The sequence below is a fragment of the Rhizobium sp. Root149 genome (assembly GCF_001427345.1).
Classification (GTDB): domain Bacteria; phylum Pseudomonadota; class Alphaproteobacteria; order Rhizobiales; family Rhizobiaceae; genus Neorhizobium; species Neorhizobium rhizoryzae.
The window spans coordinates 154197-179975 of record NZ_LMGD01000024.1 but is presented as its reverse complement, the minus strand read 5'-3'; the positions used below and the strand labels follow the sequence as shown (position 1 = coordinate 179975).

The 25779-nt window shown below is 58.8% G+C and carries 24 protein-coding genes and 1 pseudogene; 15 read left to right on the top strand and 10 right to left on the bottom strand.

What is annotated here, in order from left to right:
* Positions 1–111: 111 nt before the first annotated feature.
* A complete protein-coding gene (locus tag ASD54_RS23855) occupies positions 112–762 on the bottom strand; it encodes a GntR family transcriptional regulator (RefSeq protein WP_062557189.1) in 651 nt (216 codons plus the stop codon).
* Positions 763–911: 149 nt separating this feature from the next.
* Here ASD54_RS23855 and ASD54_RS23850 point away from each other — a divergent pair, with 149 nt between their 5' ends.
* The 10 genes and pseudogenes from ASD54_RS23850 to ASD54_RS27345 form a co-directional block, all read left to right on the top strand.
* The gene (locus ASD54_RS23850; RefSeq protein WP_062557082.1) at positions 912–2486 is read left to right on the top strand and encodes an ABC transporter substrate-binding protein; all 1575 of its coding nucleotides are present in this window, start codon (positions 912–914) and stop codon (positions 2484–2486) included.
* Positions 2487–2542: 56 nt separating this feature from the next.
* A complete protein-coding gene (locus ASD54_RS23845) occupies positions 2543–3484 on the top strand; it encodes an ABC transporter permease (RefSeq protein ID WP_062557081.1) in 942 nt (313 codons plus the stop codon).
* On the top strand, positions 3481–4338 hold the full coding sequence (locus tag ASD54_RS23840; protein WP_062557080.1) for an ABC transporter permease: 858 nt from the start codon (positions 3481–3483) through the stop codon (positions 4336–4338). Before ASD54_RS23845 ends, ASD54_RS23840 begins: the two co-directional genes overlap by 4 nt.
* A complete protein-coding gene (locus ASD54_RS23835; protein WP_062557079.1) occupies positions 4335–5354 on the top strand; it encodes an ABC transporter ATP-binding protein in 1020 nt (339 codons plus the stop codon). The genes ASD54_RS23840 and ASD54_RS23835 overlap by 4 nt, the downstream gene beginning before the upstream one ends.
* Positions 5351–6337: an oligopeptide/dipeptide ABC transporter ATP-binding protein gene (locus ASD54_RS23830; protein ID WP_062557078.1), complete on the top strand. Its 987-nt coding sequence runs from the start codon at positions 5351–5353 to the stop codon at positions 6335–6337. The genes ASD54_RS23835 and ASD54_RS23830 overlap by 4 nt, the downstream gene beginning before the upstream one ends.
* Positions 6330–6956 carry a GDSL-type esterase/lipase family protein gene (locus ASD54_RS23825; protein WP_062557077.1) on the top strand — a complete coding sequence of 209 codons (627 nt, stop codon included), beginning with the start codon at positions 6330–6332 and terminating at the stop codon, positions 6954–6956. The genes ASD54_RS23830 and ASD54_RS23825 overlap by 8 nt, the downstream gene beginning before the upstream one ends.
* Before the next feature lie 90 nt (positions 6957–7046).
* Positions 7047–8306 (top strand): malonyl-CoA decarboxylase, encoded by a 1260-nt coding sequence (locus tag ASD54_RS23820; RefSeq protein WP_062557076.1) that lies wholly within the window; start codon positions 7047–7049, stop codon positions 8304–8306.
* Positions 8299–9810, top strand: a complete 1512-nt coding sequence (locus ASD54_RS23815; RefSeq protein ID WP_062557075.1) for a malonyl-CoA synthase — start codon at positions 8299–8301, stop codon at positions 9808–9810. The genes ASD54_RS23820 and ASD54_RS23815 overlap by 8 nt, the downstream gene beginning before the upstream one ends.
* 368 nt (positions 9811–10178) lie before the next feature.
* Positions 10179–10623: pseudogene (locus ASD54_RS27350) on the top strand (porin); the annotation flags it as partial.
* Between the two features lies 1 nt (position 10624).
* Positions 10625–11289, top strand: a 665-nt coding sequence (locus ASD54_RS27345) for a porin (RefSeq protein ID WP_244484837.1), incomplete at its 5' end; no start/stop codon positions are given.
* 339 nt (positions 11290–11628) lie between these two features.
* On the opposite strand, the gene ASD54_RS23805 is transcribed toward ASD54_RS27345, so the two are convergent.
* The 4 genes from ASD54_RS23805 to ASD54_RS23790 all read right to left on the bottom strand — a co-directional run bounded on the left by ASD54_RS23805 (position 11629) and on the right by ASD54_RS23790 (position 15254).
* Complete coding sequence (locus ASD54_RS23805; RefSeq protein ID WP_062557074.1) at positions 11629–12390, bottom strand: ABC transporter ATP-binding protein; 762 nt, start codon at positions 12388–12390, stop codon at positions 11629–11631.
* A complete protein-coding gene (locus tag ASD54_RS23800; RefSeq protein WP_062557073.1) occupies positions 12387–13409 on the bottom strand; it encodes an iron ABC transporter permease in 1023 nt (340 codons plus the stop codon). Before ASD54_RS23800 ends, ASD54_RS23805 begins: the two co-directional genes overlap by 4 nt.
* Positions 13410–13432: 23 nt before the next feature.
* Complete coding sequence (locus ASD54_RS23795; protein WP_062557072.1) at positions 13433–14464, bottom strand: ABC transporter substrate-binding protein; 1032 nt, start codon at positions 14462–14464, stop codon at positions 13433–13435.
* Between the two features lie 91 nt (positions 14465–14555).
* Positions 14556–15254 carry a FadR/GntR family transcriptional regulator gene (locus tag ASD54_RS23790; protein WP_062557188.1) on the bottom strand — a complete coding sequence of 233 codons (699 nt, stop codon included), beginning with the start codon at positions 15252–15254 and terminating at the stop codon, positions 14556–14558.
* Between the two features lie 156 nt (positions 15255–15410).
* On the opposite strand from ASD54_RS23790, the gene ASD54_RS23785 reads away from it, so the two are divergent.
* From ASD54_RS23785 to hydA, 5 genes are all read left to right on the top strand, one after another.
* Positions 15411–16208: a transporter substrate-binding domain-containing protein gene (locus ASD54_RS23785; RefSeq protein ID WP_062557071.1), complete on the top strand. Its 798-nt coding sequence runs from the start codon at positions 15411–15413 to the stop codon at positions 16206–16208.
* A 63-nt stretch (positions 16209–16271) separates the two neighbouring features.
* Positions 16272–16943, top strand: a complete 672-nt coding sequence (locus ASD54_RS23780) for an amino acid ABC transporter permease (protein WP_062557070.1) — start codon at positions 16272–16274, stop codon at positions 16941–16943.
* Positions 16943–17692 (top strand): amino acid ABC transporter ATP-binding protein, encoded by a 750-nt coding sequence (locus tag ASD54_RS23775; RefSeq protein WP_062557069.1) that lies wholly within the window; start codon positions 16943–16945, stop codon positions 17690–17692. Before ASD54_RS23780 ends, ASD54_RS23775 begins: the two co-directional genes overlap by 1 nt.
* Before the next feature lie 27 nt (positions 17693–17719).
* Positions 17720–18985, top strand: coding sequence for a cysteine desulfurase-like protein (locus ASD54_RS23770; protein WP_062557068.1), 1266 nt, complete (start codon positions 17720–17722; stop codon positions 18983–18985).
* A 12-nt stretch (positions 18986–18997) separates the two neighbouring features.
* The gene (hydA, locus tag ASD54_RS23765; protein ID WP_062557067.1) at positions 18998–20410 is read left to right on the top strand and encodes a dihydropyrimidinase; all 1413 of its coding nucleotides are present in this window, start codon (positions 18998–19000) and stop codon (positions 20408–20410) included.
* Positions 20411–20429: 19 nt separating this feature from the next.
* Here the strand turns inward: hydA and ASD54_RS23760 are convergent, their stop codons facing one another.
* From ASD54_RS23760 to ASD54_RS23740, 5 genes are all read right to left on the bottom strand, one after another.
* The gene (locus tag ASD54_RS23760) at positions 20430–21338 is read right to left on the bottom strand and encodes a polysaccharide deacetylase (RefSeq protein ID WP_062557066.1); all 909 of its coding nucleotides are present in this window, start codon (positions 21336–21338) and stop codon (positions 20430–20432) included.
* 14 nt (positions 21339–21352) lie between these two features.
* Positions 21353–23083, bottom strand: a complete 1731-nt coding sequence (locus ASD54_RS23755; RefSeq protein ID WP_244484836.1) for an ABC transporter ATP-binding protein — start codon at positions 23081–23083, stop codon at positions 21353–21355.
* The gene (locus ASD54_RS23750; RefSeq protein ID WP_062557065.1) at positions 23080–23955 is read right to left on the bottom strand and encodes an ABC transporter permease; all 876 of its coding nucleotides are present in this window, start codon (positions 23953–23955) and stop codon (positions 23080–23082) included. Before ASD54_RS23750 ends, ASD54_RS23755 begins: the two co-directional genes overlap by 4 nt.
* Before the next feature lies 1 nt (position 23956).
* Positions 23957–24928 (bottom strand): ABC transporter permease, encoded by a 972-nt coding sequence (locus ASD54_RS23745; RefSeq protein WP_062557064.1) that lies wholly within the window; start codon positions 24926–24928, stop codon positions 23957–23959.
* Between the two features lie 71 nt (positions 24929–24999).
* Entirely contained in the window at positions 25000–25701 is a 702-nt protein-coding gene (locus ASD54_RS23740) for a creatininase family protein (RefSeq protein WP_062557063.1), read from the bottom strand.
* Positions 25702–25779 lie beyond the last annotated feature (78 nt).

Here is a 25779-nt window from a genome sequence, read left to right as displayed (position 1 = left end):
TGACTAGATGCGCGGCGTCTCGACACCCTAGTCCATCAGCAGTTCTACCAAGTCATCACGGTGCTCCGTAGGCAGAACAACGGCGATGGCACGAGGCTGAAGTTTTCCTTTCTATCCTTCGCGTGATAAACCCGCCAGAAAGTCGTGAAAACGATCCGCTTGGATCGTGATGTGATCCCAAAGCGCCTGTTCGGCTTCATTTGAATTGCCGTTGACAATAGCGGTGACAATCCTGTCGTGCTCGGCAAACGACTGCTCAATTCGATTGAGCGAGCGTAGCTGGATGCGGCGATAGGGCTTCAATCGACGATGAAGTGCGCGGGCCTGTTCCTCCAGAAACGGATTTCCGCTGGCCTTGTAGATGACCATGTGGAAGCGCTCGTTCTCGTAATAATAGGCATCTGACCCCTGGTTGACGGCAGCCCGGCATGCTTCGTGCGAGTCCAGCAGTTCCTTCCTTGAAGCCTCGTCCAACCGGCGGGAGGCGAGACGTCCCGCCATGGCTTCCAATCCTCCCATGACCTCGAACATGTGGATCAGCTCAGATGGGCCGACGATGGTGACCGCCGCTCCCCGGCGCGGCTTGATGTCCACCAGGCCAGCCTCCTGCAACTGGCGCAGAGCCTCCCGCACAGGGGTGCGGGAAACACCATACTGTTCAGCAAGGCTCTGCTCCTCCAGCCGATCGCCGGGCCGATAGGTACCCGACACGATGGCTTCCTCAATCTGGTCACGAAGCGACGGAGTGCCATTGGATCTCATATTCATGTCACGCATACCTATCTAATTTTCATGTATACACGAGATTGACATCTGCATGCTTGAAGCGATACCTATCCATATCATCATTGAGCGATCGTACGCAATTATCGTGTACCTTAATCCGACAGGTTCTTGGGAGGAGCCGACACATGATATCGAAGGCCTTGAAAACGTTAACGGCAGCGACAGTCCTGTCGCTCGGCATGCTGGCGGCAGCGCAGGCGGAAAGCGTCCTGCGTATTCGCGATGTGGGCGATATCCAGCAGATGGACCCGTTGCTGAGCACGAATTACCCGATGCGCGACATGTCCTATCTGCTTTGGGACACCCTGTTTGCGATGGACGCCAATTTCGAGGTCAAGCCTCAGATGGTGGACAAGTATTCGATGAGTGCTGACGGCAAGGTCTATGATTTCACCTTGCGCGACAAGCTGGTTTTCCACGATGGCGCACCGGTCACCTCGGCAGACGTAATTGCCTCCGTCAATCGCTGGATGACCAAGGATAGCCTTGGCCAGGAAATCGCCAAGCGTCTGGACAAGATTGAAGCAACGGGCACCAACTCCCTCCGCATCACGCTGAAGGAGCCCTTTGCCCAGCTTCTGAACGGGCTTGGCCGCATGACGGCCTATCCGCTCTTCATCATGCCGGAGCGAATTGCCAAGACGCCCATTGGCGAGAAACTGCCCGCACTCGTTGGCTCTGGTCCCTTCAAGCTTGTGGAATGGCAGCCCGGTGTTAAATTCGTCGTCGAGAAGTTCAAGGACTATGTGCCACGTAGCGAACCGGCCAGCAATCTGGCGGGCGGCAAGGTCGTAAAGGTCGATCGCATCGAGCGTATCACGATCCCGGACGACACGAGCGCGGTGAATGCACTCCTGGCCGGAGAGATCGACTTCGTTACCGAGGTTCCCTACGATCAGCTCGCCATCATCGAGGCGGACAAGAATTTTGTCGTAGCGTCCAAGCCCCTGCTTGGCAAAAGCCTGCAGATCGTGCTGAACCACACGCAGCCGCCACTCAACAACGTCAAGGTTCGCCAGGCTGTGCAGCTTGCCTTGAACCAGCAGGATTTCATGTCGACACTGCTGGGAGACCGCAAGGATCTCTATAAGCTGTGTGCGGCCATCTTCATGTGCGATGCGCCCTATGCGACCGATATCAACAGCGATCGCTACATGAAGCCAAGCGTCGAAAAGGCCAAGGCGCTTCTAAAAGAGGCTGGCTATGACGGCACGCCGATCACCTTCCTGCATCCGACCGACCAGCTGTTCCAGCGGGACATGGGAACGGTTCTCGTTCAGGCGCTGCGCAAGGCAGGGTTTACCGTGGACGACCGCCAAATCGATCTGGCCACCATGTTCTCGCGCCGCAACAACAAAGGTACCCCGGCCGAGGGTGGCTGGAACATGTTCCTGACCGCATTCGGCGGTGACGCCATGATGGACCCGTTGACCAATCCTTATGTGACCGGCGCCTGCGAGAAGGCATTCGTCGGCTGGCCCTGCGACCAGGATCTGCAGGCGCGCTGGAAGTCCTTCCTGCTGGCTGATGGTCAGGCCGCGCGCAAGGATGCGGCGGTGAAGATCCAGGAGCGAGCAAACGAGATCGTCACCTTCATTCCGATGGGGCAGTATTACGGTGTCTCAGGCTGGAGCAAATCGGTTTCCGGCATGATCTCGAGCCCGCTGCATCTCTACTGGAACATTGAGAAGAAGCAGTGACATGAAACGGCGGCGTCATCCTGCGGGATGGCGCCTGCTGTCTTCAGGAGGCAAACATGTCCAATTTCGTCGTCCGGCGGCTTCTGTCGGTCATTCCGATCGCGTTCATCGTTCTGATCACCGTCTTCCTGCTGCTGCATATCGGACCGGGCGATCCGGCCGCGCTGATTGCGGGCGAGAATGCAACGCGAGACCAGATCGAGGCCATCCGCGAACGCCTTTTCCTTGACAGGCCGCTGCTGGAGCAGCTCTTCCTTTACCTGTCGAACGTTGCCCGCTTCGATCTTGGACAATCCGTCTATTCTGGTTTTCCGGTGGTGCAGCTCATTCTTCAACGTGTCGAACCAACGGCAATGCTGGCCGTATCGACGCTGACGCTGTCCGTCCTGATCGCCGTTCCCATGGGCGTCTGGGGCGCATGGCGCGCCGGTTCTGCCATCGATACCTTCCTCATCGTCGCTTCGGTCATCGGCTTTTCAGTCCCGGTCTTCGTGATCGGCTATGTGCTGGTGGACCTGTTTGCACTGCGTGCCGGATGGCTGCCGGTACAGGGCTACAAGCCGCTTTCCACCGGCCTATGGAACTGTCTGCGCAGCATCACGCTGCCATCCATCACGCTATCCTTTCTGTTCTCGGCCCTGGTCGCGCGCATCACCCGCGCCACCATGCTGGAGGTGCTGGCGGAGGATTATATTCGCACTGCCCGGGCCAAGGGCGCCGGCAATGGCCGCATTCTGATGGTTCACGCTCTCAAGAACATTGGCGTGCCCGTGGTGACCGTGGTCGGAACCAGCTTTGCAGCGCTGCTCGGCGGCGTCGTCATCACGGAATCCGTGTTCAACATTCCCGGCATGGGCCGGTTGACGGTCGATGCCATCCTGACCCGCGATTATCCCGTCGTGCAGGGTGTGCTGATCGTGTTTTCCTTCGTGCTGATCGCGGTCAATCTGCTGGTCGATCTTTCCTATGCTCTCTTTGATCCACGGGTGCGCCAATGACGACCGTCCCTTCTCCGGCTACTCCACTGGCCAGATTGCGGCGCCCGGGTCTGGCCGTGTCGCTCAGCATCGCCGCCCTTTCGATCGTCATCCTGATGGCAATTTTCGGACCGCTCATCTTCGGGCTTGGCAATGACCTCAATCCGACCATGCGCCTCAAGCCGCCAAGCGCGCTGGCATGGTTCGGCACCGACAATCTGGGCCGCGATGTCTTCGTCAGAACCATTTCCGGCGCCCGGAATTCGGTCACCGTCGGCGTGTCGACCGCAATCGTGGTGCTTGCCATCGGCGGAACGCTCGGCGTCGTCGCAGGCTATTTCAACTGGGTCGATCGCATCGTCATGCGGCTTGCCGACGGCCTGATGGCCATTCCGGGTATCCTGCTGGCAATCGCTCTCGTATCGGTGCTGGGCGGTGGTCTCGTCACCGTCATCATTGCCATATCTGTTCCGGAAATTCCGCGCACTGCGCGGCTTATGCGAAGCGTGGTGCTGAGCATCCGCGAGCTTCCCTTCATCACTGCGGCGATCTCCGTCGGTTCCTCCACACCGAAGATCCTGCTGCAACACATCGTTCCCAATGCCATCGGCATGCTGAGCGTACAGGCGACCTATGTGTGCGCAGCCGCCATTCTCTCGGAAGCGGCACTGAGCTTCCTGGGTGTCGGCACACCGCCGGACGTTCCAAGCTGGGGCAATGTGATTGCCAGCGGCAAGGAATACTTCCGCCTCGCGCCGTGGATCATCGCATTTCCGGGCCTGCTTCTCTCCATCATGGTCCTCTCCATCAACATTCTGGGTGACCGCCTGCGTGACCGGTTTGACCCGCGCCTGGCGGCAAGGAGGGCCTCATGACCGTTGAACCGTTCCTTAGTGTGCGCAACCTGACCGTCGGCTTCGGCCCCCAGGGTGCCATCCGGGCCGTGCGGGAGGTGTCCTTCGATCTCCAAGCAGGCAAGACGCTCTGTCTTGTCGGCGAATCCGGCTCCGGGAAGAGCGTCACCGCAACATCGATCATGGGCCTGCACAAGCCGGGAAGCGCCAGAGTCGAGGCCGATCGCATGCGTCTCGATGGCATTGACCTGCTGGACTGCGACGAGAAGCAGCTTGCCCGCTTGCGCGGCTCTCTGATGGGCATGATCTTTCAGGACCCCATGTCTTCGCTGAACCCGGCTCTGACCATAGGCTTCCAGTTGCGCGAGGCGCTGCTGCTGCATGAAAAAATGAGCACGCGGGCAGCGAATGCGCGAGTGATGGACGTTTTGCAGCTTGTGCGCATTCCCGATGCCGCGCGCCGCATGACGGCTTATCCGCACCAGCTTTCGGGCGGGATGCGTCAGCGCATCATGATTGCCATGGCCCTGATCTGCCGGCCACGGCTGCTGATCGCCGACGAGCCGACAACCGCGCTCGACGTGACGGTACAGGCGCAGATCCTGTGGCTGCTTTCCGAACTGCAGCGGGAGTTCGGCACCGCCATCATCTTCATCACGCATGATCTCGGCGTGGTGGCGGAAATCGCCGATGATGTCGCCGTCATGTATGCCGGTTCGCTTGTCGAACGTGGTCCGGTTCATTCGATTTTCCAGCAACCGGCGCACGGATATACCGCCGGTCTCTTGCGCGCCACGGCGGAATTCGTTCCCGGCGAACCGAGCCGCGGCAGGCTGGAGGAAATTCCGGGCAATGTACCGAGCTTCTCTCTTCTGCCCAAAGGTTGCAGTTTCGTGGATCGCTGCCGCTTTGCCGCGCAATCCTGTCGTCAGCGCATGCCGGACTGGCGCGATGCAGGCGCGGCCCATTCTTCGCGCTGCGATCAACCCGTGGTCTACGGTGCCGCTGCAATTTCAAATGTCGAGGCTACCCCATGACTGCTGACACAACTGTATTGCGGGCGGAAAATCTGGTCCGGCATTTCAAGACCGGCAAGGGGCAGACCGTTCACGCCGTCAACGATGTTTCGCTCTCAATTGCGCCGGGTGAAACCTTGGCACTGGTTGGCGAAAGCGGCTGCGGCAAATCTACCCTTGGGCGCATGATCATGGGGCTTGACCGCCCCGACAAGGGTTCCGTGAAATTGCTGGGCCAGGATCTCTCCGGCATGGGTCGCCGGGAACTGCACGAGGCGCGACGGTCCGTGCAGATGATTTTTCAGGACCCGTCCGCTTCGCTCGATCCGCGCTGGACGGCGGAAGCGATCGTGCGCGAGCCCCTGGACAATTTCCGCATCGGGACCTCCGCCGAACGGCGCGAGCAGGTGTTGCAGCTTCTCGGCAAGGTCGGGTTGCGGTCCGACCAGGCAAAACGCTATCCGCACGAATTGTCCGGTGGACAGCGCCAGCGGCTGGGCATTGCCCGCGCCCTTGCGACACGGCCCCGTCTCGTTGTTGCCGACGAGCCGGTTTCCGCGCTCGATGTCTCCATCCGCGCCCAGGTCATCAATCTCCTTTGCGACCTGCGGGATGAAATGGAGCTTTCGCTGCTCTTCATTTCACACGATATCGGCGTGGTATCCCATATCAGCAAGCGAATTGCGGTCATGTATCTGGGGCGGATCGTGGAGGCTGGGGAAACCTCGGTAGTACTAAATGCTCCGCAGCATCCCTACACGGTCGGACTGCTGCAATCCGTGCCGAGGCCGCGTCCTGCCGAGCGCCGCCAGCGTGCCCCGCTGGAGGGTGATCCGCCAAGTCCTATCAACCTGCCCTCCGGCTGTGCCTTTCGCACGCGGTGTCCACTAGCGGCCGACCTGTGTGCGAGCGTTGTTCCGCCGCTGCGGTCCATAGCGCCCGGCCGCTTCAGTGCCTGCCATCGCGCCGAAGAGATGACGAACAAGGAGTTGCTGAATGTTTGAATTTCCGACGCCGCTTGCCACCAATCGCTTCGAGGACGATGTTGTTGCGATCCTGACACGGCTGCAGCGTGGTCATCTGCCGGAGCGTCCGATCGCTTTCTACGGCTCATCGTCGTTTCGCCTCTGGGGCACGATGCAGCAGGACCTGCGCTCGCTCGACATCGTGAACCTCGGTTTCGGTGGCGGCACGAACCTGTCCGGGCGCCATTATCTGCACAAGCTTCTGGTTCCGCTCCAGCCTCAGCGCGTCGTTCTCTATTTTGGCGAGAACGACATTGCCAATGACGGGTTGACAGGAAAAAGCACCTTCCAAAATCTGCAAGCGCTTCTCGACGACATCCGGCGTGCGCTGCCCTCTGCGGCGATCTTCGTGCTGGGCACGAAACAGAGCCCCACGCGCTGGATCTATGCCGACGAGGTCGACGAATACAATTCCCTGACCGCAAGCTGTTGTCAGGAACGCGGCGATGCGACCTTCGTCGACGCCTCTGCAGGCCTGATCGGAGAGAACGGCAGACCCATGGGACGCTATTATCAGCCGGACTTCATCCATCTGAATGCTGGTGGCTACGCGGTTTGGGCCGATATCCTTCGGGACGTTCCGGGTCTTTTGACCTGACGCGGGCAGTATCTTCGAGACAGTCATGGCGGTGAACCCGCCATGGCCCATCTTCCTTGTTTTCACCCTTGCCCGAAAGAGAGTGGACCAATGAGTGTCTTGTCCGACGTTCTGGACCTGGTCTTCCGCCGCACGATGAGAGTGACGGTTCCTGCGCAGGCAACCGCTGCCGCGATGCCGAGGCTGATCGAGGATCTTCTGTCTTCGAAGGGCGAAATCACCGGAGTGATGACCGCCAGACACATTCTCGACCGCTACAACGTCATGACGGACGCAGAGAAGCTGCAGTTCTTCACGCATCTGGCAGAGGATCTCGATCTGGATCATGCAGACCTGGAGACGGCTCTCCATGCCTTGAAGGCAAAGCCTGACCGGAAAAGCTACGACCGGTTTCTGGCCGCTGCCGAACCACGACGCCAGGAACTGGCGCGGCGCCTGAACCGAATGCCCGGCGCCACGCGGCTGCTGGTCGACATGCGCGCCGATCTGCTGAGACTGGTACCGCCGGATGACCCCATCGCCCGCATCGACAGTGATTTCCGCCACCTGTTCGCAAGCTGGTTCAATCGCGGCTTTCTGGTGCTGCGGCGCATCAGTTGGGAAAGTCCGGCCCATATTCTCGAAAAGATCATCCGCTACGAGGCCGTACACGCGATCACCTCCTGGGAAGACCTGCGCCGACGTGTCGAACCGGAGGATCGCCGCTGTTTTGCCTTCTTCCATCCGGCCATGCCCGATGAGCCCCTCATCTTCGTCGAGGTTGCGCTGACGAAGGGTATTGCAAGTTCCGTCCAGTCGCTGCTCTCGGATGATCGCACGCCGCTTGCGGCACACGAAGCGGATACGGCGATCTTCTACTCCATCTCCAATTGCCAGGTGGGGCTTGCGGGCATCTCCTTTGGCAACTCGCTCATCAAGCAGGTGGTGAACGATCTGACTGCGGAACTGCCGGGGCTCTCAACCTTCTCCACCCTTTCGCCCATGCCGCTCTTCTCACGCTGGCTTCTGGAGCAGGGCTTCGATGCGTCCGACTGGACCAAGCCACAGCTTCTGGCAGCGGCCGCGTATTACCTGACGTCGGCAAGACGGAACGATGGTCATCACTATGATCCCGTGGCACGCTTCCATCTCGGAAACGGGGCTCTGGTTCATGCCGTGCACGCACAGGCAGATACCTCGCAACGTGGAAAGAAGGATAGCCTTGGGGTGATGACCAACTACCTGTACGATCTTGCCCGGCTCGAACAAAACCATGAAAGCTTCGCCAATCAGAAGCAGGTCGCCGCATCACCGCCAGTGCAAACTCTTACCCAGTCATTTCAGTCCGTCGAGGTTCTTCAAAATGCCTAATCTCCTTTACGATACATTGTTTGCACCCGGCCGGGACAGCGATCGAACCTTCCTCACGGATGTGAGCGGGCAGGCTCTCAGCTACCGTGATTTCCATGCGCTGGCGGCGCGACAGGCCAATGTACTGGCCTCGGCGGGTCTGGTACCGGGAGACAGGCTGGCGGTGCAGGTGGAAAAGACGCCAGAAGCGCTGGCGCTCTACGCAGCCTGTGTCATGGCGGGGATCGTCTTCCTGCCGCTCAACACTGCCTATACGCTAAGCGAACTCGATTATTTCATCACCGACAGCGGTGCACGAGCCGTCGTGTGCGGAGCTGAGACCGCGGCGGACCTGAAGGCGCGATCCGCAGCGAGCATTTCCGTTCTGACCCTGGACGCCGAGGGCAAGGGCTCCCTCACGGATCTCGCCGCAAGCCAACCGCCGACATTTGCAGTGGCCGAACGGGTTGATAGTGATCTCGCAGCGCTTCTCTATACGTCGGGAACGACGGGCCGGTCGAAGGGGGCGATGCTCAGCCACTCCAACCTCCTGTCCAACGCGCGGACGCTGGCCGATCTATGGCGTTTCGACAGCCGCGACGTTCTCCTGCATGCGCTGCCGATCTTCCACACACATGGCCTCTTCGTCGCCTGCAACGTGACACTGATCGCACAGGCTTCACTCATCTTTCTTCCGAAATTCGATCTCCCCACCATGATGCGCATGCTGCCACAGGCAAGCGTACTGATGGGTGTTCCGACCTTCTACACCCGGCTTCTTGGTAACGCTGCTTTCACGCGTGATCTCGTTGCGCATATGCGACTGTTCATCTCTGGTTCTGCGCCGCTTCTGGCTGAAACGCACGTCGAATTCGAAGCGCGCACTGGCCACCGGATCCTCGAACGTTATGGCATGACGGAAACAAACATGTCGGTCTCGAACCCGTATGACGGGGAGCGGCGCGCCGGAACAGTGGGTTTTCCTCTGCCGGATGTGGAACTTCTGATCACCGACCCGGAAAGCGGCGCCATTCTGCCGGCAGGCGAGACAGGGATGATCGAGGTGCGAGGTCCGAATGTGTTCAAGGGCTATTGGGGCATGCCGGAAAAGACGAAAGCGGAACTGCGCGAAAACGGCTTTTTCATTACCGGAGATATCGGTCGTGTGGATGAGGATGGTTATGTCCATATCGTGGGCCGCGCCAAAGACCTCATCATATCGGGTGGGCTCAACATCTATCCGAAGGAAATCGAGATGCTTCTGGATGAGCAGCCCGGCGTTCTGGAAAGCGCCGTCGTCGGCGTGCCTCATCCGGATTTCGGCGAGGCGGTACTTGCCTTCATCGTTGCCCGTCCCGGACAGAGCCCCGACACGAAGGCCATCTCCGAGGCCGCATCGACCAACCTTGCCCGCTTCAAGCAGCCACGGGATATCATTTTGCTGGACGAACTGCCACGCAATACCATGGGCAAGGTCCAGAAGGCAGCCCTTCGCGAGCGCTACAAAAACCGGTACGTGGAATGAAGCAGGCTGTCGTTTTTCAAGTCCGATTGCAATTATCGCTTGTCTGTAGCCAGGATGTGTCGTTAGGCATCTGCAATGTTTGATATGTTGCTAATTTACGACATGCCCATGTTAAGGCTCGCCATTTCAGATTATGATCAGCAATCACATATTTCCATGCAACCAGACCTATGCCAATAATCAGTCAGCGCAAAGAATCGGGGGACGCGAAAGCGATCTGGATTTGGCGCTCCTTAAAACACACAGATGACTGTGAACTGGAGGTCATTATGAACATCAAGAGCCTTCTTCTCGGCTCCGCTGCTGCCCTTGCAGCAGTATCCGGCGCCCAGGCTGCCGACGCTATCGTTGCTGNACTGGAGGTCATTATGAACATCAAGAGCCTTCTTCTCGGCTCCGCTGCTGCCCTTGCAGCAGTATCCGGCGCCCAGGCTGCCGACGCTATCGTTGCTGCTCAGCCGGAGCCGATGGAATACGTTCGCGTTTGCGACGCATTCGGCGCTGGCTTCTTCTACATCCCGGGTTCTGAGACCTGCCTGAAGATCGGTGGCTACGTTCGTTTCCAGACGGGCTTCGGTCGTGACTTGTCCGGTACGTCTGACTGGGATAGCTTCACACGCGCACAGCTCGAAATCGACGCCCGTTCGGACACCGAACTCGGCACGCTTCGTGGCTTCATCGGCCTGCGTGGCGACGCTGACAACTCTTCCAACCGCGGCGTAAACGTCGACCAGGCCTTCATCGAACTCGGTGGCCTCAAGGTTGGTTACTTCTACAACTGGTGGGATGACGGCCTTTCTGGCGAAACCGACGNGCGGCGTAAACGTCGACCAGGCCTTCATCGAACTCGGTGGCCTCAAGGTTGGTTACTTCTACAACTGGTGGGATGACGGCCTTTCTGGCGAAACCGACATTCTGGCTTCCCACACGACCCAGTATAACGCAATCCGTTACACCTACACGGCTGGCGCATTCTACGCTGGCGTTGCTGTAGACGAGCTGGAAGGCGTTATCCACGGCACGAACCGTGACAACAATGTTGGCATCGAAGGCATCATTGGTGGCGCATTCGGTCCGGCAAAGGTTGCTCTTCTCGGCGGTTACGATACCGATCAGGAAGAAGGCGCAGTTCGCGTCATCGCCACTGCTGAACTCGGCCCGGGCACGCTCGGTCTCGCAGCAGCATGGGCTTCCGGCCAGAACGCTTACTACGACACCTCCGAGTGGACTGTTGCAGCTGAATACGCTGTGAAGGTTACCGATCGCTTCAAGATCACCCCCGGCGGCCAGTACTTCTGGAACCTCGATTCCACGGCAACCGGTGGCTTCAACGGCGACCGCGACGGCTGGAGAGCTGGCCTGACGTTCGACTACCAGCTCGCAACCAACCTCTCCACGAAGGTTGCTGTGAACTACCAGGACTTCGACAATCAGCAGGAACAGTGGACCGGCTTCGTACGTCTGCAGCGCGCATTCTGATCTGATCGAACAGATGCTGTTTTGGAGCCCGGCACTCGTGCCGGGCTCTTTTTTTTCTAGGCTGGGCCGGTGTCTTAAACGTGCACTTATCCCCCAATTGACCACAGGAAATAGTTTGGCTGACTTAGTTTTTTCGAGACAGAGGCACTGTTTCGATGTAAATATGATAATGAGTTAGATGTAAGCATTCAGAGCAATTTGTCCCTGCCGATGAGTGTATTCCTGCTGGGAAATGACATTGAACTCCAGTCACGCCATCGATCTCTCCAGTCGATGACCTTAATCTCCTCGGTCACTCCGAGGAGATTTCTGTTTCCGAAGCTTTCATCAGTCGGTTCGTCAGACCAGGAAGTGCAGGTGCGGCTTCGTATGATATGGTGACGTGTCAACGCGCGCCTCGACGCAGAACACCTCTTTGAGGAGGCGCTGGGTCAAAACGGCCTCCGGCGTTCCGCATGCCACTATGCGTCCCTTGTCCAGCACGATCAGTTCATCGCAAAAAAGTGCTGCATGATTGAGATCATGCAACGCGATCACCGTCGTCAGCGGCAATTGCGACACGAGTTTCAGCAGCGAAATCTGATGCTGGATATCGAGATGGTTCGTCGGTTCGTCCAGAATGAGTTCCTGCGGCGATTGAGCCAGTGCCCGGGCGATCTGGACGCGCTGCTTCTCGCCGCCGGACAGGCTTTGCCATCTGTCCAGACGCTTGCCGTGGATCCCAGTGTTTTCCATCGCCCGTTCGACCGCATCCTGATCCTCAAGCGACCAGCCGGAAAACAAGGACCGATGCGGAAAGCGGCCAAGCCGGACGACGTCGCTCACCGTCAGGCTCGCATTCGTCGCTGCATGCTGTTCAACGAAGGCAATTCTGCGGGCCAGTTTCTTGCGCGGCATGGTCTTCAGGTCAGAACCTGCCAAGCTGATGCTGCCCGAAGCCGGCGACTTGAGACCAGCAAGAAGCCTCAGAAGCGAGGTCTTGCCGGAACCGTTGGGCCCGATAAGACCCACCATCTTGCCAGCGGGGATGTCGACAGAGACATCCTTCAGAATGGTTTTCGAACCGATGCCCCAGGTAATGTGGTCTACGACGAAGCTCATGAGGCGCGCTGGAATCTGTAGAGGATGACGGAGAAGAAGGGTACACCGACCAGGGCTGTCACCACGCCGATCGGCAGAACCTGACCTGGGATCAGCGCTCGAGACGCGATATCCGCCAGCACCATGAAGATTGCGCCGACAACAGCGCATGTCGGCAGCAATCGGATGTGCAGCGGCCCGACAAGAAAACGCGCAACATGGGGCACCACCAGGCCAACAAAACCGATCGTGCCGACCATGCTGACAATGGTCGCCGTCATCATTGCGGTCAGCGCAAAGAGGAGCACGCGGGTCCGGCTGACATTCACGCCAAGCGAGGCTGCCGCCTCGTCGCCGAAGGCAAAGGCGTCGAGAACCCGCGCTGACAGCAGACAGAGGACGAGACCCGCTCCAATCACGAGGGATATCAGGGTAAATTCCGGCCAGCGCACGCCGCCAAAGCTTCCCAGCAGCCAGAACATGACATCCCGCGCCTGCTGGGCATTGCCGGACGTGGTCACCACATAGGATGTAGCGGCATTGAACAGTTGTGAGGCAGCCACGCCCGCCAGAATCGTTCGGTCTGCGCCACCGCGAGTCCCGTTGGAGAGCAAGGCCACGAACAGGAATGCCAGAAAGGCTCCGGCGAATGCGCCCACAGACAGCGAAACGGCTCCGGCTCCAACGCCCAGAATGACGATTGCGACTGCCCCGGTCGATGCTCCCGCCGAAATGCCCAATACATACGGCTCGGCCAGCGGATTGCGCAGCAACGACTGGAGAATGGCACCCGACAATGCGAGGCCCGCGCCGCAGAAGACAGCGACCAGTGCCCGGCTCAGCCGATAGTCCCAGATGACCGCCTCATGAATGCGGTTGAGCGTGACATGTGTCCATCCAAGCTTGTTGGATACGGCCAGGAGCGTCGTGGAGATCGGTATCGGAAGATCCCCGATACCGACGCTTAGCGAGACGACGAGCAGGATCAGGCCGAGAGATGCGGCAAGAAGCAGACCCACTCTGACTGCGTTGCTGATCATAAACCCGGCACGATCCGTTCAATTCACTTCTGAAGACCGAGCGTCTTCAACTGTTCGGCGATCTGCTGGGCACCATAGATCGTGCGGATCGTCGGATTCATGGCCTGTCCGTCCATGACGACAATCGCCCCGTTCTTCACAGCGGTGATCTGGCTGACGGCCGGATCGGTCTTCAGGAACTTGATCTTGGCCTCTGGCTTGTCGAGTTCCCAGCGGTTGCGATCAAGGCTGGCAACGACGATCACATCCGGATTGGCTGCGATGATGCTTTCCCAGCCAACGGTTGGCCAGTCGGCTTCGGAGGCAATCGCATTCTTTCCGCCGAGAATATCCGCAATGTAGCCGGAGGGGCTATTCTTGCCGCCGAGATAGGCATCGGCAGTCGGAGAGGGGCTGGAGAACCAGAAAACGTAGGAGAGCTTCTTCTCGCCCGGCGAGATGCTGGCACGAAGATCGGCTTCCCGTTTCTTGAGATCGGCGATCAGGGCCTGTCCACGGTCCTGGACGTCAAAGATCTTCGACAGCTCATCGATCTCCTGAAACAGCGAGGACATGTCCCAAAGCGCGCTGCGGTTTCCATAGCCGTACTTGTCTTTTGCGGCATCCGGGCTCACGCAGGTACTGGGCGAGATATAGCTTGGCACGCCCACCTTTTCGAAGTCTTCGCGTTTCGCCACCTTGCTCGAAGGCCCGATCAGGGTTGGCAACATGGCTGCAACGAAATCAGGATTTTCTGCAAGCAGCGCTTCGAAGGTGGGAAACTCCACGGTCAGCAGTTTCACCTTGGCATTGTCTTCTGCCAGCTGTGGCATGACCTTGCTTGGCCAGAAGGCGGTTGCCGCCATTCTGTCCTTTAGACCCAGCATCAGCATGATCTCGGCACTGTTTTGACCAAGACCAATTGCACGGCTTGGTGCCTTGTCGAAGGTGACCTTTGCGCCGCAGTTTTCGATCGTCAGCGGATACTGGGTCGATGCCGCGTGCGCTGATCCAGAAGAGATGATGGCCGCGAGCGTGAGCCCCGCGACGGCTGCGATCGATCGTGTCAGGTACATTTGTCACCCCAAAATTAGAATGACGGCACCCCTAACCAAGTCCAATCGAAAAAACAAGATAATTTCAATCCACTTTCACCTGATCCCGGAACTACGGATTCAGGCCCGCGCAGCGAGCTGTATTGCGAATATGCGTCTCCATCTCTTCCTTGGCCAGGGCGCCATCATTGCTGCGAAGCGCCTCTATAATGCGCCGGTGCTCGGCAATGGATTGCTTCATGCGCTCGGGATCCGTCATCGGGATCGGCTGACGCTGAGTCTCCGTGATGAGTTCCCGAACTGTCTGATAGAGTGCCTGAAGCATCTGGTTGGAGCAGGCTGACACGATGGTGCCATGAAACTGCAGGTCCGCTTCCACATTCGAAAGAACATCTTGGCTAGCCCAGCACTCTTCCATCGTCGCCGTGGCGGTTTCCATCTCGCTCAGTTGTCGCTGGGTGAGGCGGCCGGACGCCAGCCTTGCTATCTCACCTTCCAGGAATATGCGCGTCTGGAACACGTCGAAAGCCGAATAGCTGTGAGAATATCGCCAGGGCGCCATGTTGGCCGCTGGACCCGCCGCCCGCTCACTGGGAGAGGTAACGAATGTGCCGCGGCCTGCTTCAGTTTTCACCAGCCCCAGTGTTTCCAGCGTCAACAGGGCTTCCCGCAGGGACGCACGGCTCACCCCGAAACGCTCTGACAGCTCACGCTGTGACTGGATCCGCTCACCCGGTTTAAGGGCGCCGGTCTGGATCAATGTCTGGATTTCCCGTGCCACGGTTTGCGGCAAAAGCGTCTTGTTGAGCATTTCCTGTTGTACCCGCAGCCCTTCGTTCAACTCGGTCAATCTATTTTCCGCCATCCATCTTGCAAAGCGGAAAGAGGCATGCTTGTTTGGCCTTACTGGTCTGACCAGTTAGACCATTGTATGTGACATCGTGCATCAAATAACAAGGGGAACCTCATGACACGCGTGACTACATTCGCCGCCGCAATCGTTTCCGGCGTTGCAGCCTTCTTTACCTTGCAAACCGCTCAAGCGGCAGATCTTACCGTCGGTGCCAACATCGGCAACGTGCCGTGGGAATTTCAGGATGCGAGCGGTAAGGTCGTCGGCTTCGAAGTCGACCTCGTCAACGAAGTGGCTAAGCGGTTGGGCAAGACGGTCGAATTCGTCAACACGCCCTTCAACGGTCTTTTCCCGGCTGTACAGTCCGGCCGTATCAATATGGCAATCTCCTCGATCACCATCACCGAAAAGCGTCTGGAATCGGTGACCTTCGCCCAGCCCTATTACGATAGCGACCAGTCGCTGACGGCAACGGCGAAATCCGGCATCAAGGGCCTGAAGGATATGACCAGCAAGGTCGTCGGTGTCGACACGGGTTCGACGGGGGACATGTGGGCGGAAAAGAACAAGGCGCAGTATAAGTTCAGCGACATTCGCCGTTTCGAGGGCCTGTCTCCGGCCATGCTCGATCTCGTGGCTGGCCGTATCGATGGCTACATCAGCGATATCCCGGCGCTCCTTTACTACGTGAAGGACAAGCCGGAGCTGAAGGTGGTTGAGCGTATCCCCACGGGTGAGAAGTATTCCATCATGTTCAACAAGGGCGACAAGCTGGCGCCCCAGGTGAACGATGTGATCACCACGCTCAAGAAGGAAGGTTATATCGCCAAGCTGCACGAAACATGGTTCGGCGCCAAGGCTGAAGCATCCACCTCGACTGTAATGGTCGCGGACATGCCGAAGGGCAAATAAGGCCTGACAGAGCGGCGGTCTCTTCAACCGGAGAGGCCGCCAGCCAAACGGAGCCGCACCGGCATGAATCTCATCAATACATTCTTCAATCTCAAGGTCTTTCTTGAGAGCCTCCCCCAACTGCTTTGGGGCCTCGTCGTCACGCTCGAAATCGGCATCGTCAGTATTGTGGCGGGACTGATCGGCGGACTTTTTCTGGCGGTCGCGAGGCTATACAGCCCTGCCTTCATCAAGCTCCTCATCCGCATCTATATCGATATCTTTCGTTCGATCCCGCTGCTGGTGCTGCTGATCGTCGTCTACTACGCGCTGCCTTTCGTCGGTATCCGGCTGTCACCATTCCTGTCTGCCGTCACCGCTCTCTCTCTTGTGTCTGCGGCCTACACGGCGGAAATTTTCCGCGCCGGAATTGAAGCCATTCCGCATGGTCAATTCGAGGCATCCGAGGCGCTTGGACTGTCCAACCGGCATACGATGGTGGATGTCATCCTCCCACAGGCCATTCGCATCGTCATTCCGCCGCTCACCAACAACTGCATCAACGTGCTGAAGGATACCGCACTGGCCTCCGTCGTTGCCATGCCGGACCTTTTGAAGCAGGCCACACAGGCGCAGGCGCTTGCCGCCAACCCCACACCGCTGATTGGCGCTGCCGTCATCTACATTCTGCTTCTCTGGCCCATGGTGGCTGTGGTCTCGCGCCTGGAGAAACATTTCAGCCGGGGGAAACGCTGATGTCCGCGCAAACGAAAAACATCATTTCCGTGCGCGGGCTGGTGAAGTCATACGGAACCTTCACCGTGTTGCACGGCATTGATCTCGATATTGCGGAAGGCGAAGTGGTCTGCGTCATCGGGCCATCCGGCTCCGGCAAATCGACCCTGATCCGCTGCATCAATCATCTGGAGGCCTTCTCTCCCGACAGCACGATTACCGTTGACGGCATTCGTGTGGAGCCCGGGGCGGCTCTCGCCAAGGTGAGAGCAGAGGTCGGGATGGTCTTCCAATCCTTCAATCTCTTCCCGCATATGACGGTTCTGAAAAACGTCATGCTGGCCCCCATGCGTGTGCGTGGTACGTCGGAAGCGGAAGCGGCGCGCAAGGCCCGCGAACTTCTGGCCCGCGTTGGCATTTCCGAGCAGGCCGAAAAATATCCCGGCCAGCTATCCGGCGGCCAGCAGCAGCGTGTGGCGATTGCCCGCGCACTCGCCATGGAGCCGAAGGTGCTGCTGTTCGATGAACCGACTTCGGCGCTTGATCCGGAAATGGTGGGTGAGGTGCTGGATGTCATGCGGCATCTTGCAGGCACGGGCGTCACCATGGTGGTCGTTACCCACGAAATGGGTTTTGCCCGGCAGGTGGCCGATCGCGTTATCTTCATGGATGGCGGCAAGCTGATTGAAATGGGGTCGCCTGCCGAAATCTTCGACAATCCCCGTGAAGAGCGCACGCGCGGCTTTCTGCGCGCAGTGCTCAATCATTGAACTCTTGAAGTCACAAGGAAATTCATCATGGCCGACCAACCCTCGCTCGATCTCGACTTCGTCCGAAGCCAGTTTCCGGGTCTCAATCGCGGCTGGACCTTTTTCGATAACGCCGGGGGTTCACAGATCCTCCAGCCCGCGATGGACCGGATCAACAGCTTCCTGATCGAGCGCAATGTGCAGATCGGCGGCTCATACGAAGTCTCACAGAACGCAGCCAAAGCGCTTTATGAAGCCCGCACAGCGGCCATGCATTTGGTCAATGCCACCCGGCCGGAAGAAATCGTGTTCGGCAGTTCGACGACGTCGCTCTTGCAAAACCTCGCTCGCGCCATGCAGAGCCAGTTGAACCCAGGCGATGAAATCATCGTCTCGATCAGCGATCACGAATCCAATATCGGCCCCTGGGATCGGCTGCAGGATGCGGGCGTCGTGCTGAAATTCTGGCCGCTCAACAAGGATACGCTGACGCTGGAACTGGCCGATCTCGAAGCCCTGATGAGCGAGCGCACGCGACTTGTCTGCGTCACCCATGCTTCCAATATTCTGGGCTCGGTCAATCCTATCCGCCAGTTTGCCGATTTCGTTCATGAGCGCGGCGCGCGGATCTGCGTGGATGCGGTGGCCTATGCCCCGCACCGCCTTGTCGACGTCCAGGCTTTCGATGTCGATTACTACGTCTTCAGCCTCTACAAGACCTATGGCCCGCATTACGCGCTGATGTACGGCAAGTACGATCACCTGCTGGAGCTGGATACGCTGTACCACTACTTCTACGGCAAGGATAAGGTGCCGGGCAAACTGGAGCCGGGCAACCCCAATTACGAGCTTGCCTACTCGACCTGTGGCATCGTGGATTATCTCAGCAAGCTCGGCGAACAGGCGGGCGATACGGGCAGCGTTCGGAGCCGCATCGAAACGGCATTCAAGGCCATTACCGCGCAGGAAGATGCGTTGACGGAGCGGCTGCTCTCCTATCTCCGCTCCCGCAACGATTGCCAGATTGTTGGCCAGAGCCACAACCGCGAGAGCCTGCGCGTTCCCACAATTGCCTTCCGTTTCGATGGCCGCAACGCCGCCGATCTCTGCAAGGCCATGGATGAGTACAAGATTGCCATGCGGTTCGGCGATTTCCATTCCCGCCGTTTGGCCGAATATCTCGACCTGACCGATCAGGGCGGCATGTTGCGTGTCTCTATGGTGCATTACAATACGCTGGAAGAGGTGGATCGCTTCACGGCGGCGCTGGACCGGATTCTGTCCAGCAATGCCGGTCTGGCGAAGGCAAGCTGAGGGGCGGGCGAGATGCGTTTTGACACCATCATTCGCAATGGCACCGTTGCGACGGCCAGCGACACATTCGTCTGCGATATCGGTATCCGGGACGGGCGGATCGCGGCGCTTTCCACTGGACTGGAGGGTGCAGACGAGGTCATTGATGCGACCGGTCTCTTCGTTCTTCCAGGCGGCATAGACAGCCATGTGCATCTGGACCAGCCATCCGGCGATGGCATCGTCATGGCGGATGATTTCGGTAGCGGCACGCGCTCGGCAGCCATCGGCGGCAACAGCACGGTTCTCGCCTTCTGCATGCAGGAGAAAGGACAGACGCTTCGCGAGGCGCTAAAGGTCTATCACGAAAAGGCGCAAGGCAAATGCCATGTGGACGTCGCCTTCCATCTGGTGATTACCGATCCGACGCCGGAGGTTCTGGGGCAGGAACTGCCTGCCCTCGTGGAGGACGGCTATACCTCTCTGAAAGTCTTCATGACCTATGAAGGCCTGCGCCTGCGCGACGACCAGATCCTGGACACGCTGGATGCTGCCCGTCGCACCGGGGCTCTCGTCATGGTCCATTGCGAGAACGAGGATGCTATCCGCTATCTGATTGGACGGCACGAGGAAGAGGGCAAGTTCGCGCCTAAATATCATGCGACGACCCGGCCCATTCCCGCCGAGCGGGAGGCCACGCACCGCGCTCTCTCACTCGCGGAAATCGTGGATGTTCCAATCGTCATCGTCCACGTGTCCAACCGGGAAGCCATGGAGGAAATCCGGCGCGCCCGCCAGCGCGGCCAGAAGATTGCCGGGGAAACCTGCCCGCAATATCTGATGCTGACGGCGGATGATCTCGACCGTGATGCGCTGGAGGGAGCCAAATATGTCTGCTCTCCGCCACCGCGTGACAAGGCCAGTCAGGATGCGTGCTGGGAAGGGCTGGAGCAGAATGTCTTCGACCTCTTCTCATCCGATCACTGCCCCTTCCGCTATGAGGATGTGCACGGCAAGCTGAACGAGAAGGGCAAACGCCATTTCCGCTGGATACCGAATGGCATTCCGGGTGTTGCGACACGCCTGCCGATCCTGTTTTCGGAAGGTGTCATGAAAGGGCGTATCACGCTCAATCAGTTCGTGGCGCAGACTGCAACCAACCACGCCAAGCTTTATGGTCTTTATCCGCGAAAGGGCACGATCTGCGTTGGTGCTGATGCGGATCTGGCGCTTTGGGATCCGAACCGTCAGGTCACCATCACCAATGATATTCTGGCCCACGGCTCGGATTACACACCTTACGAAGGTGTGGAGGTACGCGGTTGGCCGGTACGCCTTTTCATTCGCGGAAATTCGGTGATGGAATCCGGTGCAATGGTCGAGGAGGCGCCGAGCGGCCATTATCTTAGCCGTCAGCGCTCTTCTCTGGTTTCGAAACCCGCCTGAAACCCTGTATGAGGAATGGTCAGCCGGTGCTGACCATTCTTTCGTCCTCTGCCGCGGCATTCTTGACGAAGCCAGCAATATCGGCATGCGTTGCGAACCACACATCGTCATGCTGCTGGATGTGGGCGATCAACTCTTCAAGAATAAAGATGCGTGAGCGATAGCCCGTGACATGCGGGTGCATGGTCAAGAGAAACAGCCCGCCCTCCTGATAGGCGCGATCGAACTCCCGCTTGAATATATCCAGTACTGCCGGTGGCGGCGTGTATGGGCGGTGCGCGGTAAAGCGGTTCATATTGAAATAGACCGCATCGTCACGGATCCATTCGACCGGCAGTTCCACCATGCCGGTCGCTTCCCCATCTTCCACCAGCTCATACGGATCATCGTCCGCCATCAGCGATGAATCATAGAGCAGACCGAGTTCGCGCTGGATCTTGAGCGTCGCGGCGGAAAAATCCCATGAGGGTGTGCGCATGCCGACCGGGCGAATGCCGGTGATCTTTTCCAGCGTATCAGCCGCGCGGAAGTGCAATTCGCGCTCTTTCTCTGGCGGAACCTTGGTATTCACCTCGTGGATCCAGCCATGCAGGCCGATTTCATGGCCTTCTGCGATGACCTGGCGTTGCTCATCCGGATAGAGCAGGGCGGCTACGGCTGGCACGAAGAAGGTGGCCGGAACTCCCGCCTGTTTCAGCACCTGAAGAATGCGTGGCACGCCGACGCGATTTCCATATTGTCCCTGCGACATGCGGCCAATGGATTCGCCGCCATCGCGCAACTCATTGGTCTCGTGGTCGCTATCGAAGGAGAGGGCAACGGCGCAGCGCGCACCGCCTTGCCAGACCTTCGGCTTCAGCGAGCGCCCAGCGCGCACCTTTTCCACCTTGCCGCGCCAAGTGGCCTCATCCCATTCCCAGGGTTCCATTGTAGAATTCCTCTTTATTCAGCCGCCACGGGCAAGGCAGGGACCGCCGCGAGCAGGCGGCGCGTATAATCATGATGCGGGTTGTCGTAGATCGCAGCCGCATCGCCTTCTTCGACAATCTGGCCGCGATACATGATGGCGACCCGATCGCACAGATGCCGCACGACCGAGAGATCGTGGCTGATGAAGATCAGCGAGAGATCGAGTTCGGAGCGAAGGCGGATCAAGAGATTGATGATCTGCGCCTGGATAGACACATCAAGCGAGGCAACCGGCTCATCACACACCACGACATCCGGCTGCATGGCAAGCGCCCGCGCAATGGCGATGCGCTGGCGTTGCCCGCCGGAAAACTGGTGCGGGAAGCGGTTGGCGAGAGATGGATCAAGTCCAACGGCAGCAAGCCAGGATTGGACGTAGGCGGCGGATTCCGCCCGTGTCACCAGACCATGAGCAATTGGCCCTTCCGCCACGATATCACCAATGCGCATACGCCCGTTCAGCGAGGCAAACGGATCCTGAAAGATGGTTTGGACTCGGGTGGTCACTTTGCGTGGGCTTCGACCTGCACTCATGACCGGCTGGCCATTCAGGCGAATACTGCCGGAGGTGGGAACTGTAATGCCCGCCGCCATGCGCCCCAGCGTCGATTTACCCGAACCAGATTCGCCAACCAGTCCCAGAACTTCGCCGCGCTTCAGGACAAGGCTGACATCGCTTACCGCATGCACCGAGGGATGCGGCTGCGCAATGCCCGATTTGATGGCGAGTTTGAGGAGGAAGCCAGTTGGTTTCTCGAACCGTTTCACCGCATGGTCGATGACGAGATAGGGGCTGCCGAGCGGTGGCAGGTTGGCCGTCTTTTCCTTGCGGGGCGGCGGGGCTGCATCCTCAATGCCGCTGCCGCGCAACAGCAGCTGACCCGGTTTGGCGCGAGAGGGTAGGGCATCCAGCAGCGATTTCGTATAGTCGTGCTGCGGTTTTGTGAGAACGCCCATGGCAGGGCCGATTTCGACAATCTTGCCCGTTTTCATCACGGCCACGCGATCCGCGATGGAAGAAACGATTGCGAGGTCGTGACTGATCCAGATCAGCGTCGTGCCAAGCTCTGCCACCAGTTCCTTCATTTCCGTCAGAATTTCCGCCTGAATGGAAACGTCGAGCGCCGTCGTCGGCTCGTCGCAGATGATGAGTTTCGGGCGATGGAGCAGGGCGATAGCAATGGCCACGCGCTGGCGCATGCCGCCGGAAAACTGATGCGGAAAGAAATCGATCTTGCGTTCCGGTTCCGAGATCCGGACTTGGCGCAATGCCTTGATCGCCCGTTCACGGGCATCCGCAGGGCTGATCTTTTCGTGGGCCTCCAGTGCCAGCCGGATCTGCGTTCCGATGGAGAGCACGGGGTTCAGCGTCATCATCGGGTCCTGAAAGACCATCGAAATCGTCTTGCCGCGAATGGCACGCAGTTCATGCGCAGAGAGGCCGACGAGTTCGCGACCCTCCAGCTTGATCGACGAGCCTTCGACAATCCGGCCCGGTTCATCGATCAGGCCGATAATCGAAAAGCCGGTGATGGATTTGCCTGAACCGGATTCGCCCACCAGACCCAGCACTTCGCCGGATGCGAGAGAGAACGAGACCCCGTCCACGGCCTTGATTTCGCCGCGTGCCGTCGCAAACCAGGTGTTGAGATTGCTGACTTCCAGCAGCGGTGTCTGTGTTGCAGCCATGTTTTGCACGGTCATCGGCGAAGCCTCGGGTTAAGCTGGTCGCGGATCTGGTCACCAACGAGGTTCAGCGACACGATGAACAGAATGAGCGCTATGCCGGGATAGATCGAAATCCAGTAGCGGCCGGACAAGAGATACTGGAAGCCGTTCGCGATCAGCATGCCCAGCGAAGGTTCGGTTGGCGGAAGGCCCACGCCCAGGAACGAAAGCGTTGCTTCCAGCGAGATGGCGCTTGCCACCTGCACCGTTGCCACGACGATGAGTGGCGGCAGTGAGTTCGGCAAAATGTGCTTCAGCACGACCCGCAGCGGCGAAAGGGGAATGGACAGTGCCGCCTCGACATAATCCTTCTGCCGTTCCGCCGATGCCGCACCATGGGCTGTCCGCGCGAAATAGGCGTATTGCGCGAAGATCAGCGCCATGATCAGCTGATAACGCCCTTGGCCCAGCAGAGCCGCGATCACGAAGGCCAGCAGAATGGCCGGGAACGAAAGCTGAAGATCCACAATCCGCATGACTATGCTCTCGTAGCGCCCGCCGATATAGGCCGCCGAGCAACCGACGAGCGCTCCAACCACGAAGGCAACCCCGCCGGCAATAACGCCCATCTGCAACGAAATGCGCAGGCCGTAGATGATGGCGGACAACAGGTCACGTCCTTGCGAATCCGTGCCCAGCCAGTGCGTATAGCCACCGGTGCCGACATAGCCGGGCGCGCGGCGCGCATCGCGCAGCACCAGATTGGCGAGATCATAGGGGTCTTGCGGGGTCACCAGCGGCGCGATCAACGCGATGAAGACGATGGCGAACACAACGATTGCCGCGCCCGTTGCGACCTTGTTGCGAGTGAATTCCTGAACGAAGCGTCCAAACAAGGTGTCTCTCATATCAGGCGCGTCCCTTTCTCAGGCGGGGATCGAGCAGGGCATAGGTAAGATCGACCACGAGGTTTATGACGATGAAAAGAAGGGCAACGAGCATCAGGTAAGCCACCATCACCGGCCTATCGAGCGAGGTAATGCTGTCGATGATCAGCTTGCCGAGGCCCGGCCAAGAGAAAATCGTTTCCGTGACGACCGCGAAGGCGAGCGTGGAAGCCAGCTCCAGACCGAACACGGTGACAAGCGGGATCGAGATCAGCCGAAGGACATGGCGGCTCAACACGGTGAACTCTGTCAGCCCGGCAGCGCGGGCAAATTTCACCGTATCGCTCAGCATCAGTTCGCGGGTACCTGCCCGTGCAAGGCGGATCATCAGCGAGAATTTGAAGAGAGCGAGATTGAGAGCGGGAAGTACCAGATGCTTCCACCCGTCAGCCGTCAGGAAACTGAATTCGAAGCCGCCGATGCTGACGGTTTCTCCACGCCCGCCTGCGGGCATGATGCCGAGCTGAACGGCAAACACCATGATCAGCATCAGGCCGAACCAGAAGGTCGGTACCGAGAAACCCAGAATGGAAATCGCCATGATGGCGCGGGAGATCGGGCTGTGCGGCTTGTAGCCGGCATACATGCCAATCGGTATTCCTACCAGACTGGCGAAGATAACCGCCGTCAAAGTCAGTTCCAGCGTTGCGGGCAGGCGCGACAGGATCAACTCGCTGACCGGCATGTTGTAAACCAGAGAGCGCCCGAAATCGCCATGGAAAACGCGACCGAGAAAAGCGAAATACTGCTGCCAGAGCGGTTGATCCAGTCCGTATTGCGCAATGATGGCGGCGCGAATGTCCTGTGTGGCATCCGGCGAGATGAGCACATCGATCGGATTGCCCACGGCGTAAACACCTGTGAACACAAGCGCAGACATCGCAAAGATCACGATGACCGCCTGCCACAGTCGCTGCAGGATGAAAGCAAGCATAAGTTCCCGTCCTTCAATGGTGAAACCCGTCTTGATGCGGGCTTATCGTTCAGCTGATATGCGACGTGAGATCAGTGCCACTCGTCTTCCAGAAGCGCGCGCGTCTCGGCAACGGCAACGTCCCAGATCGCCAGCATATCTTCGTCCGGCCTCTGGTAGAGCCCGTGATAGTTGCCATCGCCCAGCATTTCCCGCTTGCGGGCCGCATCCACCCGCGCCAGCCGTGCATAATCGGCTTGCGGCTTAGCACCCGTCGGCTGGCGGGGATCGTTGGTTCGGGTCCAGGGAAAGTTTTCCATCCACGAGGCATGCGATGCTGCCGGGTCCGTCGCCTGCACCTTGGCCCAGGTCTTGGGCGCGCGCCACCAGTCGTGGAACTTCACGGAACAATCCGGATGCGCGTTCAGCCATTCGGAGATCACGGCTGTTGCAGGCGTGTTGCCGCCGTGACCGTTGACGATCAGGATGCGGCGAAAGCCTGAGCGGTACATGCTGTCAAGCAGATCGCGGATAACGCCGATATAGGTGGAAAGCGTCAATGTCAGGGTGCCGGGATAGGTCGCGAAGGATGATGCGAGACCGTAGGGCATGACGGGAAAAACCGGCACGCCCAATGGTTCGGCAGCATCCACCGATACTTTCTCGGCCAGGATCATGTCGACCGCGAGACTGAGATAGGCGTGCTGCTCCACGCTGCCGATCGGCAAGATGCAGCGATCATCCTTGGCGGCACGCTCCTCGACCTGCATCCAGTTCATTTCTGCGATTTTCATGAAAGCTCCCACCTTGCCATGACGCCCGCGCTCACTGAGCAAAAAGCAGGCACTCGGCACAAAAAATGACGGGTCGGC

Excerpts from the sequence above, each read along its gene's own strand:
- ASD54_RS23855 (WP_062557189.1), bottom strand. The coding sequence starts at position 762 with ATGAGATCCAATGGCACTCCGTCGCTTCGTGACCAGATTGAGGAAGCC.
- ASD54_RS23850 (WP_062557082.1), top strand. The coding sequence starts at position 912 with ATGATATCGAAGGCCTTGAAAACGTTAACGGCAGCGACAGTCCTGTCG.
- ASD54_RS23845 (WP_062557081.1), top strand. The coding sequence starts at position 2,543 with ATGTCCAATTTCGTCGTCCGGCGGCTTCTGTCGGTCATTCCGATCGCG.
- ASD54_RS23840 (WP_062557080.1), top strand. The coding sequence starts at position 3,481 with ATGACGACCGTCCCTTCTCCGGCTACTCCACTGGCCAGATTGCGGCGC.
- ASD54_RS23835 (WP_062557079.1), top strand. The coding sequence starts at position 4,335 with ATGACCGTTGAACCGTTCCTTAGTGTGCGCAACCTGACCGTCGGCTTC.
- ASD54_RS23830 (WP_062557078.1), top strand. The coding sequence starts at position 5,351 with ATGACTGCTGACACAACTGTATTGCGGGCGGAAAATCTGGTCCGGCAT.
- ASD54_RS23825 (WP_062557077.1), top strand. The coding sequence starts at position 6,330 with ATGTTTGAATTTCCGACGCCGCTTGCCACCAATCGCTTCGAGGACGAT.
- ASD54_RS23820 (WP_062557076.1), top strand. The coding sequence starts at position 7,047 with ATGAGTGTCTTGTCCGACGTTCTGGACCTGGTCTTCCGCCGCACGATG.
- ASD54_RS23815 (WP_062557075.1), top strand. The coding sequence starts at position 8,299 with ATGCCTAATCTCCTTTACGATACATTGTTTGCACCCGGCCGGGACAGC.
- ASD54_RS23805 (WP_062557074.1), bottom strand. The coding sequence starts at position 12,390 with ATGAGCTTCGTCGTAGACCACATTACCTGGGGCATCGGTTCGAAAACC.
- ASD54_RS23800 (WP_062557073.1), bottom strand. The coding sequence starts at position 13,409 with ATGATCAGCAACGCAGTCAGAGTGGGTCTGCTTCTTGCCGCATCTCTC.
- ASD54_RS23795 (WP_062557072.1), bottom strand. The coding sequence starts at position 14,464 with ATGTACCTGACACGATCGATCGCAGCCGTCGCGGGGCTCACGCTCGCG.
- ASD54_RS23790 (WP_062557188.1), bottom strand. The coding sequence starts at position 15,254 with ATGCTCAACAAGACGCTTTTGCCGCAAACCGTGGCACGGGAAATCCAG.
- ASD54_RS23785 (WP_062557071.1), top strand. The coding sequence starts at position 15,411 with ATGACACGCGTGACTACATTCGCCGCCGCAATCGTTTCCGGCGTTGCA.
- ASD54_RS23780 (WP_062557070.1), top strand. The coding sequence starts at position 16,272 with ATGAATCTCATCAATACATTCTTCAATCTCAAGGTCTTTCTTGAGAGC.
- ASD54_RS23775 (WP_062557069.1), top strand. The coding sequence starts at position 16,943 with ATGTCCGCGCAAACGAAAAACATCATTTCCGTGCGCGGGCTGGTGAAG.
- ASD54_RS23770 (WP_062557068.1), top strand. The coding sequence starts at position 17,720 with ATGGCCGACCAACCCTCGCTCGATCTCGACTTCGTCCGAAGCCAGTTT.
- hydA (WP_062557067.1), top strand. The coding sequence starts at position 18,998 with ATGCGTTTTGACACCATCATTCGCAATGGCACCGTTGCGACGGCCAGC.
- ASD54_RS23760 (WP_062557066.1), bottom strand. The coding sequence starts at position 21,338 with ATGGAACCCTGGGAATGGGATGAGGCCACTTGGCGCGGCAAGGTGGAA.
- ASD54_RS23755 (WP_244484836.1), bottom strand. The coding sequence starts at position 23,083 with ATGACCGTGCAAAACATGGCTGCAACACAGACACCGCTGCTGGAAGTC.
- ASD54_RS23750 (WP_062557065.1), bottom strand. The coding sequence starts at position 23,955 with ATGAGAGACACCTTGTTTGGACGCTTCGTTCAGGAATTCACTCGCAAC.
- ASD54_RS23745 (WP_062557064.1), bottom strand. The coding sequence starts at position 24,928 with ATGCTTGCTTTCATCCTGCAGCGACTGTGGCAGGCGGTCATCGTGATC.
- ASD54_RS23740 (WP_062557063.1), bottom strand. The coding sequence starts at position 25,701 with ATGAAAATCGCAGAAATGAACTGGATGCAGGTCGAGGAGCGTGCCGCC.